Annotated in this window: 7 protein-coding genes, 1 pseudogene and 1 riboswitch; of the genes and pseudogenes, 2 read left to right on the top strand and 6 right to left on the bottom strand. The window is 72.0% G+C overall.

Annotated elements, in window-relative coordinates; genetic code table 11:
• Window positions 1-104 precede the first annotated feature (104 nt).
• From ACQ859_RS23545 to ACQ859_RS23555, 3 genes and pseudogenes are all read right to left on the bottom strand, one after another.
• Window positions 105-6,653: pseudogene (locus ACQ859_RS23545) on the bottom strand (hypothetical protein); the annotation flags it as partial.
• Complete coding sequence (locus tag ACQ859_RS23550) at window positions 6,598-7,968, bottom strand: filamentous hemagglutinin N-terminal domain-containing protein (RefSeq protein ID WP_431263017.1); 1,371 nt, start codon at window positions 7,966-7,968, stop codon at window positions 6,598-6,600. The gene ACQ859_RS23550 and the pseudogene ACQ859_RS23545, both read right to left, overlap by 56 nt.
• A gap of 99 nt (window positions 7,969-8,067) precedes the next feature.
• Window positions 8,068-9,894, bottom strand: coding sequence for a ShlB/FhaC/HecB family hemolysin secretion/activation protein (locus tag ACQ859_RS23555; protein WP_431263018.1), 1,827 nt, complete (start codon window positions 9,892-9,894; stop codon window positions 8,068-8,070).
• A gap of 86 nt (window positions 9,895-9,980) precedes the next feature.
• Window positions 9,981-10,082: riboswitch (cyclic di-GMP riboswitch) on the bottom strand.
• Between the two features lie 211 nt (window positions 10,083-10,293).
• Between ACQ859_RS23555 and ACQ859_RS23560 the strand changes: the two genes are divergently transcribed.
• Together ACQ859_RS23560 and ACQ859_RS23565 are read left to right on the top strand one after the other, a co-directional pair.
• Window positions 10,294-10,896 carry a 2-hydroxychromene-2-carboxylate isomerase gene (locus ACQ859_RS23560; RefSeq protein WP_431263019.1) on the top strand — a complete coding sequence of 201 codons (603 nt, stop codon included), beginning with the start codon at window positions 10,294-10,296 and terminating at the stop codon, window positions 10,894-10,896.
• Window positions 10,897-11,068: 172 nt separating this feature from the next.
• Window positions 11,069-11,314 carry a hypothetical protein gene (locus tag ACQ859_RS23565; protein WP_431263020.1) on the top strand — a complete coding sequence of 82 codons (246 nt, stop codon included), beginning with the start codon at window positions 11,069-11,071 and terminating at the stop codon, window positions 11,312-11,314.
• A 78-nt stretch (window positions 11,315-11,392) separates the two neighbouring features.
• Here ACQ859_RS23565 and ACQ859_RS23570 read toward each other — a convergent pair whose 3' ends face one another.
• From ACQ859_RS23570 to ACQ859_RS23580, 3 genes are read right to left on the bottom strand one after another with little or no spacing between them, the layout of a single operon-like run.
• Complete coding sequence (locus ACQ859_RS23570; protein WP_431263021.1) at window positions 11,393-11,869, bottom strand: GAF domain-containing protein; 477 nt, start codon at window positions 11,867-11,869, stop codon at window positions 11,393-11,395.
• Window positions 11,830-13,800: a protein kinase domain-containing protein gene (locus tag ACQ859_RS23575; protein WP_431263022.1), complete on the bottom strand. Its 1,971-nt coding sequence runs from the start codon at window positions 13,798-13,800 to the stop codon at window positions 11,830-11,832. Before ACQ859_RS23575 ends, ACQ859_RS23570 begins: the two co-directional genes overlap by 40 nt.
• Window positions 13,797-15,704, bottom strand: coding sequence for a serine/threonine protein kinase (locus ACQ859_RS23580; RefSeq protein WP_431263023.1), 1,908 nt, complete (start codon window positions 15,702-15,704; stop codon window positions 13,797-13,799). The genes ACQ859_RS23575 and ACQ859_RS23580 overlap by 4 nt, the downstream gene beginning before the upstream one ends.
• Window positions 15,705-15,739: the final 35 nt, after the last annotated feature.

Consider the following 15,739-nt stretch of genomic DNA (forward strand, 5'->3'; position numbering starts at 1 on the left):
ATGCCGTTCTCGTTGATCAGGGCTCCCGCGGCGATCGTCATCGCGCCCTGCGCTTGGAGTCCTGTGGGCGTCACGATCGACGCATCGCGCGTGTTGTTCAGCGCCGCACCGTGCGTCTGCACCGACAGCCCGCCGAGCGACTGCAGCAGACCGCCGCGGTTCTCCAGCGTGCCGCTGTCCACCGTCAGCGACTGCGCGGCGAGCAGGCGTCCGCCGGTGTTGTCCAGCGTCTGGCCGCGCGTGTCGATGGCGACCGTCGCGCCGGAGACTTCGCCCTGGCGGTTGGTCAGCGCGGTCGACAGCAGGTCCACCGTCTGCGCCGCCTGGATTGCGCCCTGCGTGTTGTCGATCGCACCTTGCGCGCGCACCGTCACGCCGCCTTGCAAGCTCGCGATGCGGCCTTGCTGGTTGCCGACCGCCGCCGCGTTCAGCGTCACGCCCTGCTGCGCCAGCAGGCTGCCGCTGGCGTTGAGCAGCGACCCGCCGGTGGTGATGGTCAGCGCGCCGTCGCTGCCCACCGCGCCGCCGCGGTTGTCGACGGCGCCGGCATTCAGCGTCATCGTCGAGCCGCTGCGCAGCCGGCCGCCCTGGTTGTCCAGCGTGCCAGCCAGCATGGCCTGCAGCGTCGAATCGCTTTGCAGCAGGCCGTTGCCGCCGTTGGCGAGGCTGGCCGCGCGCACCTCGAGCGCCCCCGCGCCGGCCAGCGTGCCGCCGGTGTTGTCGATGGCGCCATCGATCGTCACCTGTGCCGCGCCGGTGCTCACCAGGTTGCCGCCGCGATGGTCGAGGCTGCTGCCCGTGACCGTCACGCCCGACCCTTGTGTCTGCGCGTTCGTCAGCGTGACCGCGCCGCTCGCACCGATTGTCAGCGCGCCATTGCTCAGGATCTGGCCGCCGGCGCCGTTCAGCGTGCCGGTCGACAGCGTCAGCGGACCGCTGCCCGCCTGGACCAGTGCGCCGCGCACGTTGTCGATCGCCTGCGCCTGCAGGCGCTGCAGCGAGCCGCTGGACTGGATGCGGCCGTCGGTGTTGGTGATCTGGCCGCTCATGGTCGCGACCAGTTGTCCGGTCGCGCCGACCTGCGTCAATGCGCCGCCCACGTTGCGCCAGTCATTCGCCGTCAGGCCGACGTTCGCGCCGCTCAGCGTCGCGCCGTCGGTGGACAGCAGCCCCGCCCCCGCCAGCAGCAGATCGCCGGCACTCGCCAGCGCCGCGCGGTCCAGCCGCAGCGGACCGCCGCTGGCCGTCAGCGAGGCGTTCGCCGCCTGGAGGCGGCTGTCCTGGAGCTGAAGCTCACGGCCGCTGACCGTCAGGCGGCCTGCCGACAGCATCGCGCCGCCGGACTGCAGCGTGCCCGTCGTGCGCACCGTGAGGTCGCCCTGCGCGGCCAGCATGTTGTCCGCACGCAGTCCCGCCGCCAGCGAGCCGGTGCCCGACAGCGTGGCGGCATCGATCGTCAACGCGGCCTGCGCGCCGATCGAGCCCGTGTTGGCCAGCGCGTTGGCCACGTTCAGGACCGCATTGCCCTGCGCGTAGACCGCGCCGCTGTTGCCCATGCCACCGGTCACCGTCAGGCGCGTGTCCGTGCCGGACTGCAGCGCGCCCGCGTTGTTCAGCTGGTTCGCGCCGACCGTCAACGCCCCTTGTGCATTGATCAGGCCCTGCGCGCCGTTGGTCAGCGTGCCGACCGTCAGGTCGACGGCACGAGCGCCGATCTGACCGCCGGTGTTGTCCAGCCCGCCGGCCTGCGCTCGCAGGTCACCGCCCGCGACGATCGCACCGCCCGTGTTGTCGAGCGCACCCGTGACGCGCAGCTGCGCATCACCGGCGCTCTGCAGTTCGCCGCCTTGGTGGCGCAGGCTGGCAGCCTCGATCGAGACTTGCGCGCCTTGCGTCTTCGCCCGGCTCAGGTCGGCCGCGCCGGTCACCGCCAGCGTCACCGCGTGCGCGCCGAGGATCTCGCCGCCCACGCCGGTCAGCGAGATGGCGTCGATCCGCATGCCGTCAGCACCCGCGTGCACGATCCGTCCCTGCGCGTTGTCCACCGCGCCGGCCGCGATCGTCAGCGTGCGGCCCGCGGCGGCGATCTCGCCGCGCGTGTTGTCGAGCGCGCCTTGCAGCGTCGCACCGAACGCGGCGATCTGCCCCGTCTGCGTCACGGTGCCGTCGACGTTCGACCAGCGTTGCGCCGTCACGGCGATGCCGTCGCCGGAGACCGTCGCCGCGCCGGTGTCGAGCACGCCGGTGCTGGTCAGCGTCAACGCGCCGGTGGCCGCCAGCGTCGCGCGATTGAGCTGGAGGTCACCCGCCGTCGCCGTCAGGCCGACGCTCTTCGCCTGGAGCCTGGCGTCCTGCAGTTGCAGCGCCGCGCCGCTCAGCGACATCGCGCCCGCCGCCAGGGTCTGGCCGCCCTGCTGCAGCGCGCCCGTCGCGCGCAGCGTCAGGTCGCCCTGCGTGCCCAGCGTGTTGTCCGGATTCAGGCCGGCGATGAAACCGCCGCTGCTCGCGATGCTGTCCGCCTGCGCCGACAGCGCGCCCTGCGCGGCCAGCAGGCCGCTGTTGCCCAGCACGCCACCGGCCGTGATCGTCAGCGGGCCGCGTGCGTAGGCGGTGCCGGCATTGGAGAATGCGCCGTGGACCGTCAGGTCCATCGCCGCCTGCGACTGCAGGCTGCCCGCGTTGTCGAGCCGTCCCGCCTCGACGGTCAGCGCCTGCGTCGAGGCGATCAGGCCCTGCGCGCCGTTGGTCAAGGCCCCGGTCATCGACAGGCGCACCGCACGGCCACCCAGCTGGCCGCCGGTGTTGTCGAGCGAGGCCGCGTCGATGCGCAGGTCTTCCGCGGTCTGGATCACGCCGCGCGTGTTGTCGACCGCGCCGCTCACGGTCAGCACCGCGCCGGTCTGACTGACGAGCTGACCGTCACGGTGGCTGAGGCTGCCCGCCGTCAGGTCGATGCGACGGGCCTGCGTGGTCGCGTCGTCGAGCGACAGCGCGCCGCCGGCGCGCAGCGCCAGCGCGCCCTTCGCGAGGATCTCGCCCTCCGCGCCGTCCAGGCGCGACACGGTCATCGCCAGCGTGCCCTCGCCCGCGTGGACGATCGATCCCTGGCGGTTGTCCAGCACACCGGCACCGATCGTCAGATCGCGGGCGTTGCCCGCGATCGCGCCGCGCTGGTTGTCCAGCGTGCCGGCGACCGAGACGACCAGCGTCCCGTCCGAAGCCGTCTGCGCCAGGTCGCCGGCGACGTTCCGCCAGTCGTTCGCCGTGATCGACACCGAGCCCGCGCTCAGCGCGGCCGAGGATGTGTCCAACGCACCCGCGGTGGCGAGCACCAGACGCTCGCCGCCCGACAGCGCCGCGCCGTCCAGGCGCAGGTCGCCGGTCAGCGCGTTCAGCGCCACGCGTTGCGCCTGGAAGCGACCGCCCTGCAGTGCCAGTTCCGCGCCGTTCAGTGTCATCGCACCGCCGGCCAGCGTCGTGCCGCTCTGGCGCAGCTGGCCGGTCGCCGTCAGCGTCAGATCGCCCGTCCCGGCGACGGTGTTGTCGTCCCGCAGACCCGCGGCGAAGGCGCCGCTGCTGGTGATGGCGCGCGCCTCCACGACCAGCGATCCCTGCGCCGAGACCGTGCCGGTGTGCGTCAGCGCGTCGGCGCGCACCTGGGCGTTGCCGGAGGCGCGGACCATCCCGCTGTTGTCGAGCGGACCCGTCGTGCGCAGGTCGAGGTCGCCGCCCGCCTGCAGCGTGCCGGCGTTACCGAGACTGCCGACATCGACGGACAGCCGCCGCTGTGCGGCGACCAGGCCGAGGCCCGCGTTGTCCAACGCGCCACCGGACAGCGTCACGTCGACGCCGCCGATCTGGCCGTTGCGGTTGACCAGCGAACCCGCCGCCGCGGTGACGCTGCCGCCCGACTGGATCAGGCCGCTGGTGTTGTCCAGCTCGCCCGTGACGGTGAGCAGCGCCGCGTTCTGCGCGAGGAGCTTCGCGCCACGCAGGTCCAGGCTGCCGGCGGTGAGGGTCACACGTTCTGCCTGCGTGACAGCCTGCGCGCCGCTCAGGTCGGCATGGCCGCCCAGGTTGAGCGTCAGCCCGCCGGCCCCGGCGATCGTGCCGTTGGCGCCGTTGAGCGTCGTGGCATCGATGCGCAGGTCCCCGCTCGCGCCGCCGGCATGGATCACCTGGCCGGAGACGTTGTCGAGGCGCTGCGCGCTCAGCGACAGCGCCGTGCCGTTGCCGGCGATGCGCGCCCCGGCGTTGTCCAGCGTGCCGCTCACCGAGGCCGTCAGGCGCCCCGTCGCGCCCGTCTGGCCGATCTCGCCGCCGGCATGGCGCCAGTCGGCCGCGGAGACGTTCACCGTCCCGCCGCTCACCTGCGCGGCCTCGGTGACGAGGGCCGCGTCAGCGCGCAGGTCCAGGGCGTCGGCGGCGACCATCGCCGCGCGATCGAGACGCAGGTCACCCCCGTGCGCCTGCGCGACGATGGTCGTCGCCTGCGTCTGGCTGCCTTGCAGCTGCAGTTCGTCGCCATCGAGACGCGCCAGGCCGCCGGCCAGGGTCGTGCCGGTGTGCTTCAAGGTGCGATCGGCCGTCAGCGTCAGATCGCCCGAGGCGCCGATCGTGTTGTCGGCCCGCAGCCCCGCGGCGAAGGTGCCGCTGCTGTCGATCGCACCGCTGCGCACGGTCAGCGCCTGGCCGGCCGCGATCGTGCCGGTGTGCGCCAGCGTGTCTGCCTCGATCGAGGCTGCGCCGGTCGCGCGGATCAGACCGCTGTTGGTCACCGCGCCGATGCTGGTGACCGTCGCATCGCCCTGCGCCTGCAGCGTGCCCTCGTTCGTCAACGTGTCGGCACGGACGTTCAGACCGCGCAAGGCGGCGATCAGGCCGTGGCCCGTGTTGTCGAGCCGCTGGCTGGTCAGGTCGACCGCCTGTCCGCTCAACTCGCCACCGCGGTTGTCGATCTGTTGCGCGTCGACGTTCAGATCGCCCGAGGTGGTCAGCATGCCGCCCTCGTTGGCGAGCGACTGGGTGCGCACGCTCAGTGCATCGCCGCTGCCAGCGATCTTGCCGGCGGTGTTGTCGACGGATTGCGCCGTCAGCGAGACCGTCTTCGCATTCGTCTGGATCACGCCCTGGCGGTTGTCCAGGCGGCCGGTCAACGCGACGGACAGATCGCCGGTGCCGCTCAGCGCGAGCTGGCCGCCAGCGTGGCGCCAGTCCTGCGCCTGCAGCGACAACGAGGTCGCGCTCAACTGCGCCCCCTCGGTGATCAGTTCGCCAGCGCTCTTCAGGCCCAGCGCGTTGACGGCCTGGATCTGCGCACCGCCCAGGTCGAGGCCGCCGGCGTTCAGGGTGGCGTCGACCGCCAGCAGCTGCCCGCGGAGCGTCATCGTCGTCCCCGCCGTCATCGCCAACGCACCTTGGCCGCCGATGCGGCCGTCGCTGCCGAGCCCGGCCGCGACGGTCGATCCGGCGCCGGTCTGCAGGCGCTGCGCCGCCGTGACGTTCAGTTCGCGCTGCGCCGCCAGCAGGCCGGTGACGTTCAGGTCGTCGCCCGAGGACGCGGTGACCTGTGCGCCATAGACGGAGCCCCCCAGCGTCGCGCTCTCGCGCGCCGACACGGTCAATGCCCCGCCCGCGCGGATCTGTCCTTCAGCGGTGACCGACTGCGCGTCGATGCCGAGGCGGTTGCTTGCCGAGAGGGTCGAGGTGGCGTCCTGGCGGAGTTCCGCCTGCAAGGCCAGCGTCACGTCCTGGCCGCCGATCGCGGCGCCTTGCGCCTGCACGAGCGAGCGCGCCTGCATCGACACGCCGTCGCGCGCGGCGATCAGGCCGGCCAGGTTGGTGATGTCGGCCTGGCCGGCGATCGCAATGCCGCCCGAGGCCGCCTGCAGTTCGCCGCGGTCGTTGTTCAATCCGGAACCGGCCTGGATGGCCAGACCGCCGTCCGCGGCGACGCGCGCGTCGCGGTTGTCGATGCGGTCCGCGCTCAGCGTCGCGGTGCCGGTCGTGCGCAGCGTCGCGCGTTGCTGGCTCAGCGTGCCGTCGGCCTTCAGCGCGATCGAGCGCGCCTGCGCATCGGCACCATCGAGCATCAACTGCGTCGCGGTCGCCGACAGCGCGCCGGCAGACCACAAGGTCGCGCCGGTCAGCGTCAGCGATCGGCCGTCGACGCTCAACGCGCCGGCGCCGTACTGCTCCAGGCTCGCGCCGATCGCGCTGAAGGCGTCCGCCGCGATGGACAGCGACGCGCCGTTGCTTGCGATGCGCGCGCCGTCGGCGGTCATCGTGCCTTCGACCCGCACCGACAGGGCGTCGGTGCCGATCTGCAGCCATTCCGCCCGACGCAGGTCGGCGTCGCGCGCCGCGATGGCGAGCGTCCCGCCCGCGAGGCCCGCCGCCTGGGTGCTGAGCGTGCCGCCCGCCTTGAGGCTCAGCGTGCCGGTCGCCGACAGCTGCGCGCCGTCGGCAGTCAGCGTCGGCGCAGTCGCGGCGATCGTGCTCGCCTGCACCTGCGTGCGCGTCAGGTCCACGGACGTGTTGCCATTGACCTCGACGCCGCCGCCAGCGACCAGCAGCGCGTCGCGCGCCGCGACGACGTCACCGCTCAGCGCGATCGAGCCGGCCTGCGCCTGCGCGCCGCCCAGGTCGAGCATCGGCGCCTGCACCGCGAGCCTGTCCGCGGCCAGCAGCTGGCCGCCCTGCTTCGCCGACTGCGCGGCGGTCAGCGACAAGCCGCCACCGCCGGCCACGATAGCGCCGTCCGAGCTCATGCCGGCCGCGGTCACGCTGCCGGCGTCGCCGGTCAGCTGCGGCGCGCGGATGTCGGCCGAGCCGCGCGATGCCAGCCAGCCGGCGTTGCGCACGCCCGCGCTGGACTGCACCGTCAACGCGGGCGTGCCGTTGGCATCGGCCTCCTGCGCGTAGACGGTGCCGGTGTTGTCCAGCCAGCCGTCCGCGCGCAGCGTCAGCTGGCCGCCGACGACCTGGCCCGCCTGACGCACGCCGAGACCCGCCTCGGTGCCCACCAGCGTGATGCGCTGCGCGTAGATGCCGCCCAGCGCGGTGCTGTCCAGCGCGTAGCGCGGACGCTCGTCCGTCGGCGTCAGCGATTCGCCGCCCGCGACGCCGGTCCCGTCCACCGTCATCACCTGCGTGCCGGTCTGGATGCGGGCGTCCTTGGCCCAGATCCCGGCGTTGATCTCGACGGCGCGCGCAAGCAGCGCCGTGTAGTCGGTCGACGACCCGTCCAGGCCCTGCCCGTCCACGCGGATCAACCCCCTGCACGCCGTAGCCGGCGATGCTGCCATCGGCGTTGAAGCGCGCGGTGCCGGTGGTCAGCACGGCCGCGCTGGCATTGATGAAGCCGGCGCCGTCGACCTGGATGCCCGAGGGATTCGCGATGACGACCTCGGCGCGCTGGCCGGCCACCTCGACGTAGCCCTTCAGCTGGCTGGGCGCGCTGCTGTTGACCTCGTTGAGGATCACGCGCGCGCTGCCCTTGGCCAGCCACGGGTTGCCCTGCACGAAGCCGCCGAGCTGCGTGCTCACGTCGGAACGCGCGTTGTTCAGGATCACGCCGCGCTTGTCGACGTCGAACTGGCTGTAGGTGTTGCGCGAGACACCGGCGGCGCTCGGCGTCTGGATGTTGACCTGCACCGTGCCGTTGGCGCTGTTGACCACGGTGGGCTGCTGGCCCTTGGGCGCGTTCGGATCGGCCTTGACTTGCGCGAGCGCCTCCGGCGCGAGCGTGATCACCGCCCCCATCGCGAAGGCCGCCGCCAGCGCGAGCAGCGACGGCGGGCCGCGCGGGGCCGCGGGAACGGTCTCGGCGCTGGCCGGCGCGCGCGCGGCCGGTCCGCTGCTCTCCCCGGCACTGCCGCCCTTGACATGGCTCAGGGCGGTCTCGGCCACGGCCATCAGCTGGCCGCGTTGCTTGTTGAAGACGATTCGGTACTGGAGACGGTTCATCGCGATATCACCGGAAGAAAGTCAACACGGAAGGTCAACGGAGAGTCGGCGGAAGATCGAAGCGACGGTCCCCGGAACGGGCAGGACCGCCGCCGGGGATCAGAGGGAGTAGCTCAGGTTGAAGCCCGCGACGACGCGGGCGACAGGGAAGCGCGACGGCTGCCATAGCGGTGCGCCGGCGAACACCTCGAGCGAGAAGCCCTGGGTGCGCACGCGGGACCCGATGACGGCGCCGGTCAAGTGGCGGCCGGCCAGACGCTCGGCGCCGTTGCCGCCGACCAGGCCGGCGTCCACGCCGAGGTACATCGACACGGCCGGCGACTGCTGCGCCGCGGACAGCGGCAGCTCGGCCTCGTTGCGCCAGAGCAGGCCGTTGTCGGCGGACAGCGACGCGTCGCTGCCGAAGCCGCGCACCGTGTAACGGCCGCCGATCGAGAAGCGGTCCTGCGGCGTGAGCCGGTTCAGCGCGAACTGGCCGCGCAGCGACGTGCTCAGCTGCAGCTGGCGGCTGCCCAGCGCCAGCGCGCCGTTGAGGCTGTAGCTGCCCTGCAGCAGACGCACGCGGGACTCGGCTTCCCCGAACGCTTCTTCGGGCGCCTCCAGCGCGTGGAAGGCGCCGGTGCCGCGCTTCAGGCTGAGTTCGGCCTCGCTGCCGATGCCGCCGGCATTGCGCTTCAGGTTGATGCCGGCTTCCCAGCCGCCGGTGCGACGACGCTGGACCTCGACCTCGGTGTCGTCGATGTAGTTGCGCGAACCACGTCCGAACAGCTTCACGTAGCCGCTGAACTTGTACTGGCCGTCGCGCCAGAGCATGCGCGTCAGCTTCAGCTCGCCATTGCTGCTGGCGCCGCGGTAGACGTAGGTCTGGTTGGCGCCGATGACGACCTGGCGGTAACCGCTGCGGCTGACCGTGACGCTGACCAGCGAATGGCCCCACGGCAGCGAGTAGTGCAGCACGTGGCCGCCGGTGCCCTTGTGCGGCCCATCGCGGGCGTCGACGCGGCGCGCGAGCCAGTCGGCATCGCGGTTGAGCGTCGCGTAGAAGAGGTCGTTCAGCGTCAGCGCATGGTCCAGCGACGCGGTCAGCGCCAGGGGATAGCGGCCGGTGGCCTCGCTGCCGCTGTCGTCGAGCGAGACCTGCCAGCGCCACTGGCGGCCGCCCTGGTAGCTGACGGCGAGGTCGCTGTAGCCGGGCTCGCTGGTGCCCTGCGCGGGCTCGACCTGGATGTCGGCCTGCGCGCCGGGGACGCGCTGCAGGTTCTCGAGCGCCTGCTCCATGTCGCGCAGGTTGAGCACGTCGCCGGGCTTCACCGGCAGCGCGTTGCCGAGCCGGACCTGCGGCGAGGTGCCTTCACGCAGGCGGATCGCATGCACGCGTCCCGGCACGACGGTGAGCACGAGGTGGCCGGTCGACAGATCCTGCGGCGCCGCGAGCACGCGGGTGGTGATGAAGCCTTCCTCGATCAGCGCGTCCTGCAGCCGCGTGACCAGCGTGGCGATGCTGCCGGCGCCCAGGCAGCGACCGATCGGCGCGTCGTCGCCCTGCGGACCGTCGAGCGCGCCGATCTGGCGCGCCATGCGGGGCTGGCCCTCGACGCCGCGCAGCTCGATCCGGGTGATCAGGAAACAGGGCGATTCGTCGTCGCGCAGCCGGGGACGCGCCTGCGGCGCAGTGGCGCGCAGGCGCACATCCGGCTCGCGCTCGAGCGACTGGCGTTGCTGCGCCTCGCGCTGCTGCTGGAGCTGGCGCTGCGCATCGGGGTCGACGGTGCCCGGGGGCAAGGCCTGGCCCCAGGCGGTTTCCATGCCCGCGCACAAGGCGGCGCACACGGCGACGGCGACGGCGATCGCGATCGTGGTTGCCGCCGGCACGCCGACGGTCGGACGCCGCCGCGCGGGCGTCCGCTTTTCATGCTTCTCTTGCATCCCTGCCTGCCGTTGATCTGGCGTTGTTTTTTGACCCAGGACGGGCCAGGCAAGCGGCGATGCGTCACGAACCGGACGAGAACCGGTACGGCAACCCCGCTATCTCGCGTCGTGACTTCCTGGGGAAGTCGGCATCGAGACCGGAGGCTTTGCGTCGCCGGCTCGCGCCGGTTTTGCCCTGATCAGCCCCTGAGTGGTGACATCCCTCACGGAATGCACCCCATCAAGGGGATCTGAAGTAAATGACTGTATCGGAAGGCAACAACGCTGACACATCGCCCCCGGGGGTGGTTGACGGGCGATGGACGGATGCGGTAGCCGCTTCACCCATCCGGCCGATGCGTCACGGGCCAGTCCCGGGCACCCTCCTACAATCCGCGCGCCTTGACAGGAGCCCGCATGCCCGCACCGATCGACTTCTATTTCGACTTCGCCTCGCCCTACGGCTACATCGCCGCGCAGAGCATCGACGAGCTCGCGGCCAAGTACGGCCGCACGGTCAACTGGCACGCGATCGTGCTGGACGCCAACTTCCAGTCGCTGGAGCGCATCCGCGTGCCCAACAGCGTCATGCGCAGCGACTACGTTCGCCGCGACGTCACCCGGCTCGCCGCGTTCATGAAGGTGCCCTACAACACGCCGACCTCGCTGGGTCTGCACACCGAGATGGCCGCGCGCCTGTTCCACTGGTTCAACGACCGCGATCCCGAGCAGGGCCGCAAGTTCGCGCAGGCCGTCTACAGGGCCTACTTCGTCGACGACCGCAACATCGCCCAGGCCGAGGTGCTCCAGGACCTCTGCGCGACGCAGCATGTCTCACCCGATCAGCTCCAGGCCATCGCCAACGACACGGCCGCGCGCGCCCGGCTGAAGGCGGAGATCGACCTCGCGGAAGCGCGCGGCGTGTTCGGCTCGCCCTTCTTCATCGTCGAGGGCGAACGCTTCTGGGGCAACGACCGCCTGCCGCAACTCGAACACTGGCTGGCGAACGGCCCGTATTGATCGGGCCTCGGCCCGGCCGGGACGGCCGGGACGGTCGGGCCCGCCGGGCCGCGCTGGCCCTGCTCACCGGCCGTTACTCCTTGTCGGCCGGGTAATGTCCGGCGCGACCGGTCATCGGCGACCTCCAGGACCGCGTTGTTGACGCATGTTGTCCCCTTCCTGGAGGTCCCACATGCGAACGCTTCGTCCCCTGCTGCTCGCGCTGGTCGCGGCTCCGCTGGTCGCGACATTGACCGGCTGCGTCGTGGTCCCCGCCCATCGTTATCACGGCTATGACCGCGGCTACGTCGACGGCGGCGGCTACGGTTATTCAGACGGTGGCCCGGTCGTCACCGGCACCATCTGGATCGACGGCTACTGGGACAACCGCGGCGGCGGACGCCGATGGATCCCGGGGCATTACGGCCCGAGGCGTTGAGCACGCAGGTTCACCCTCAAGCGACGAAGCCGGCATCCAGCCGGCCTCGTTGAGGGCGCTCCCGGCGCTCCCCGGCGCTCAGCTCGCCTGCTTGAACGCCATCACGGCCTGGTTGCGCAGCGTGCGCAGCAGCGACAGCTGCTTCTCGTCGAGCACGACGCTGCCCGGCTCCGCCTTGTCCGCGTAGATCATCGCGAACGGCGCGCCACGCAGCGCCATCGGCAGGATCAGGAAGCTGTGCGCCTTGGCGCCGCTGAGGAACCACGGCGGCAGCCGCTCGGCGATCTTGGGCTGCGAGGCGTCGGCGATCAGCGTGTCCACGCCCTTGGTGCAGATGGCCGTGAAGAGGTCCGCCGGCAGGCCGGGCATCACCCGCAGCGGCACGCGGAACAGCGGCACCACCGCCTCCACGCCGTCGCCCAGGCCGAAGCGGCCGGTGAGCGTCTCGGTCTTCGGGTCGCGCAGGCAGAAGATCACCCGCCGGAATCCCAGCCCGCGGTACATCGTCTCCAGGATCATCCGCAGGATCTCGTTGAGCTTGAAGCTCTCGACCATCGCGTTGGTGATGTCCTGGATGCCCGCGGCCAGCGTCGCCGCCGCCTGGTCGGGGAGATCGCGCCCGCCGGCGCGTGGCCTTCGACCACCGTCGCCTGCAGCTGGTGCGGCGAGAGCGTGTCCTCCGCCGACGGCGTCAACGGCGCCAGCAGGCGCTGCGCCGGCGAGTTCTTCGCCAGCTTGATGTCCATCGCCTGCGCGAGCTGCGTGAGCCGCTGCCGCGCCTGGTCGGCCGCCGCCTCGAAGGCCTTGGCCTCGACGCCCAGCGCCCGTGCGTAGCGCTGCGCCATCGCGCGCACCTTGGCATGCGCCTCGGCGGGATCACTGTTCAGGATGACGTCCGCGACGTCGTTGCTCGCGCGGCCCAGCCAGCGCATGCGGTCGGTCGAGTGCTCCACCAGCCGCACCGGCGCATCGCCGTCGGGCCGCTGCATGCTGCGCTGCAGGCTGTCCGGGAACCCCCACTGCCGCGCCACGCCCAGGCCGAGACTCTCGTAGCTCAGCCCCAGCACCTGCGCGGAAGCCGCGCCTTCGCTCAGCGGCGGCGCCGCCTGCTCGCCCATGCCGCGCTCGGGCCGCACCACGCGGCGCACCTGCTGCGCCTCCTCGGGCAGGTAGAACTCGGCCAGCAGGCGGCCCAGTCCCTGGAACATCGTGGCGAGGAAGGACTCCTCGTTCTCTCGCGGCACCAGGCACAGCTCGCGCGCCAGCGAGCCCGCCATCAGCGAGCGCAGGAACTCCTCCTTCAGCCGCTGCGCGTGGTTCTTGTTCTCCATGCGCTCCAGAAGCACCAGCGACAGCGCCAGGTTGCGGATGCCGCCGAAGCCCACCAGCGCCACCGCGCGCGATACCGTGCTGATGTGCCCGCCGCCCGCATGGCTGAACTGCACCGTGTTGACCAGGCGCAGCAGCTTGTTGGTGAGCGCCACGTCCTTGAGGATCTCGTTGGAGAGCGAGGTCAGGCTTTCGTTGTCGGACTGCGTCATCCGCTGGATGCGCGTCACCGAGTCGGCCATCGCCGGGAAGTCGCTGCGATGCCGCATGCGGCGCAGCAGGAACTCGAGCGTCGCGTTGCCGCCCTCGCCGCCTTCGGTGGTCTCGCTGGCGGCCGGATGCAGCCACGCGGCCAGCGCGTCGTGGAAGGCTTTCGCATCGGCCCAGCGCTGCGACGACTCGCGCGACAGGCCGCGCAGCAGCACGGCGCGCAACGCGTCGTCGCTGTCGGGACCGAGGTCGGCCGGCGGATCCAGCGTCTGCTCCATCGCGCGGCGCACCGCGCGCCAGGGATCGGGGTCGTAGTTGAGCCGCTGGCCGGACAGCATCTCGCTGAGCATCACGGCGGCCGCGAAGACGTCCATCACCGGCGACGCGGGATCGCCCTTGGCCGCCTCCGGCGAGATGTAGCCGGGCGTGCCGACGATGCGGTTCGGGCGGGCGGCGGTCCCCGCCGCTCCCGACTGGATGCGCCCCGCGATGCCGAAGTCCATCACCTTGGGCCGGCCCGTCGAGTCGATCAGGATGTTGGACGGCTTCAGATCGCGATGCACGACGCCCGCCTGGTGCGCCGCATGCAGCCCGTCGAGGATGCCCAGCATCATCGCGACGGCCTCGCGCGCCGGCAGCCGGCCGCGCTGGCGCAGCCGCTCGGTCAGCGTGCCACCGGGCACGTACTCGAAGACCATGTAGGCCTGACCGGCCTCGATGTCGGCCTCGAAGACCGGGACGATGTTGGGATGCGTCAGCCGGCTGACCGCCCGGGCTTCATGCAACCAGGCGTCGACGCTCGCGCGGTCGACCGCCTGCGTCAGCACCTTCAGCGCGACCTCGCGGTCCAGCCGCGGATCGTGGGCGAGCCACACCAATGCCTGGGCCCCCTGCCCAAGACTGCGCAGCGGCTTGAAGCGCCCGACGGCGGGCGGCATGGCGGTCATGGTCGGTCCTTGCCGGGCTCGGGTGCGCCGGACGGGCGTGTGCCGGTCGGTGACCCTGGCTGGGCGGTGCTGTTCGTGTTGTTGATGGCCGTGTTCGTAGCCGTGTTCGTGGCCGTGTTCGCCGCAGGCGCCGGCACGCCGGATTCGGCGCGCTCGCGCAGCCGGGACCGCGGCGCCGCGGTCGCGGCCGCGCCGACGGCCGGGTCGCTCATCGCGCCCAGGCCGCTCTCGCCGGCGTCGGCGATCGCGCCGCTGGCACCGAGCGCGTCGTAGATCTCGCGCAGGCCGAGCCCGAGCGCGCGCGCATAACGCCGCGTCGCGAGCTCGATCGCCGCCTGGCGCTTGCGCTCCGGCAGGGCCAGCGCATCCACGAGCTCATTGGCCAGGCTGCAGGTGAGCCGCAGCATCTCGGTGTCGCCGTCGGCATGGCGCACCGGCGCTTCCTGCGGCTGGCGGCGCATCATGTGCTGCAGCTCGTCGCCCAGGCCCCAGTACTTCGCCACCGCCAGGCCCAGGCTCTCCAGGTCGCAGCCCAGCACCGCGTAGGCGGCGGACTGCTCGTTCATGCCGCGCGGATTGGGGTTGTCCTCGGTCGCCTCGGGCGCGACCTGCAGCTGGCGGATCTGCTGCGCGTCGTCCGGGAAGTGGTACTGCACCAGCAACCGCCCGAGGTTCTGCATCAGCGAGATCAGGTAGATGACCTCGCCGTCGTAACCGGCCGGGCGCAGCGCCTGCGCCACCTGGCCGGCGCGGTGCACACGGCGCATCACGCTCTGCATGAACTGCGCCTGGCCTTCGTTCATCGGACCGGGCCAGGGCTTGAGCGCCCGCGCCGCGTCCTCGAGCCCGTTCAGGCCCAGCATCGCGATCGCGCGCTGCAGGTTGAGCACCGTGCCGCCGCTGGTCGGTCCCTGCTGGCGCAGCGCGTTGTTGACGCGCCGGATCAGCTCCAGCGCCAGCGCCATGTCCTTCAGCGCCATGGATGCCAGCTGGCTGCCATGCTGACCCGCCATCGCCGACGACGACACCGTCGTCACCAGCCGGGTCGACGTGCTCGGCAGATGGCCGAAGCGCTGCATCTTGTCCTTCAGCAGCGCGATCGGACCGCCGTCGTCCTGCTCGGCCGACAGGCGCCATCCGTCCAGCGCGCGCCAGAAGCTGCGCGCCAGGTGGTAGCGCTGGCGGGTCTGCCGGTCGCTGGCGCGGTTGACGATGGCGCGCAGCGGCTCGGGGATCGCATACGGCGTCTCCCAGCCCAGGCGGACCAGGTCGTGCCCCTGGGGCTGCATGCGCTGCAGCACCACCTGCAGGTCGCTCTCCTCCAGCACCGGCCTGCCGCTGAGCAGGCGATGCAGCAGAAGGCCGATGCAGACGACGTCCTCCTCCGCCGCCTCGCGCACGGCGCGGCGCGTGGTGGTGTTGAAGTCGACGTTCGGCGGCACGACCTCCTGCGCGACCTCCAGCCCGAGCACGCGGACGTGGTTGGCGCCGTCGACGACGATGTGGGCGAGCTGGATGTCGCGATGCGCGTGGCCGGCCTCGTGCGCGAAGGCCAGGCCCTCGAGCGCCTGCGCGGCCCAGCCGGCGGCATCCAGCGGCAGGGGCGGCGCGCCGCGGGCGATGCGTTCCTCCAGCGTCTCGCCGAGCGCGCGGTCGTAGGCGACGTAGGGCCAGGGATCGACACGGCCCGTCTCGATGACATGGGCCAGGTTCGGATGATGGATACGGGAGGCGCCGTCGACCGTCTTCAGCCAGTGCAGCATCGCCGCCTCGCTGTTGGGCTTCTCGCGCGGCATCATCAGGAACATCTCCTGGCCGCTCTGCGGGTCGAAGACGACCCACAGCATCGAGCGCAGGCTCTTGTGCAGCAGCGCGCGCAGCTCGAAGCGGCCGAAACGCTTCATCGGGGCGGCGGTGGATGTTGTGGTGTTGTCAGACA

The sequence above is a fragment of the Roseateles chitinivorans genome (assembly GCF_050632235.1).
Taxonomy (GTDB): Bacteria; Pseudomonadota; Gammaproteobacteria; order Burkholderiales; family Burkholderiaceae_C; genus Roseateles; species Roseateles chitinivorans_A.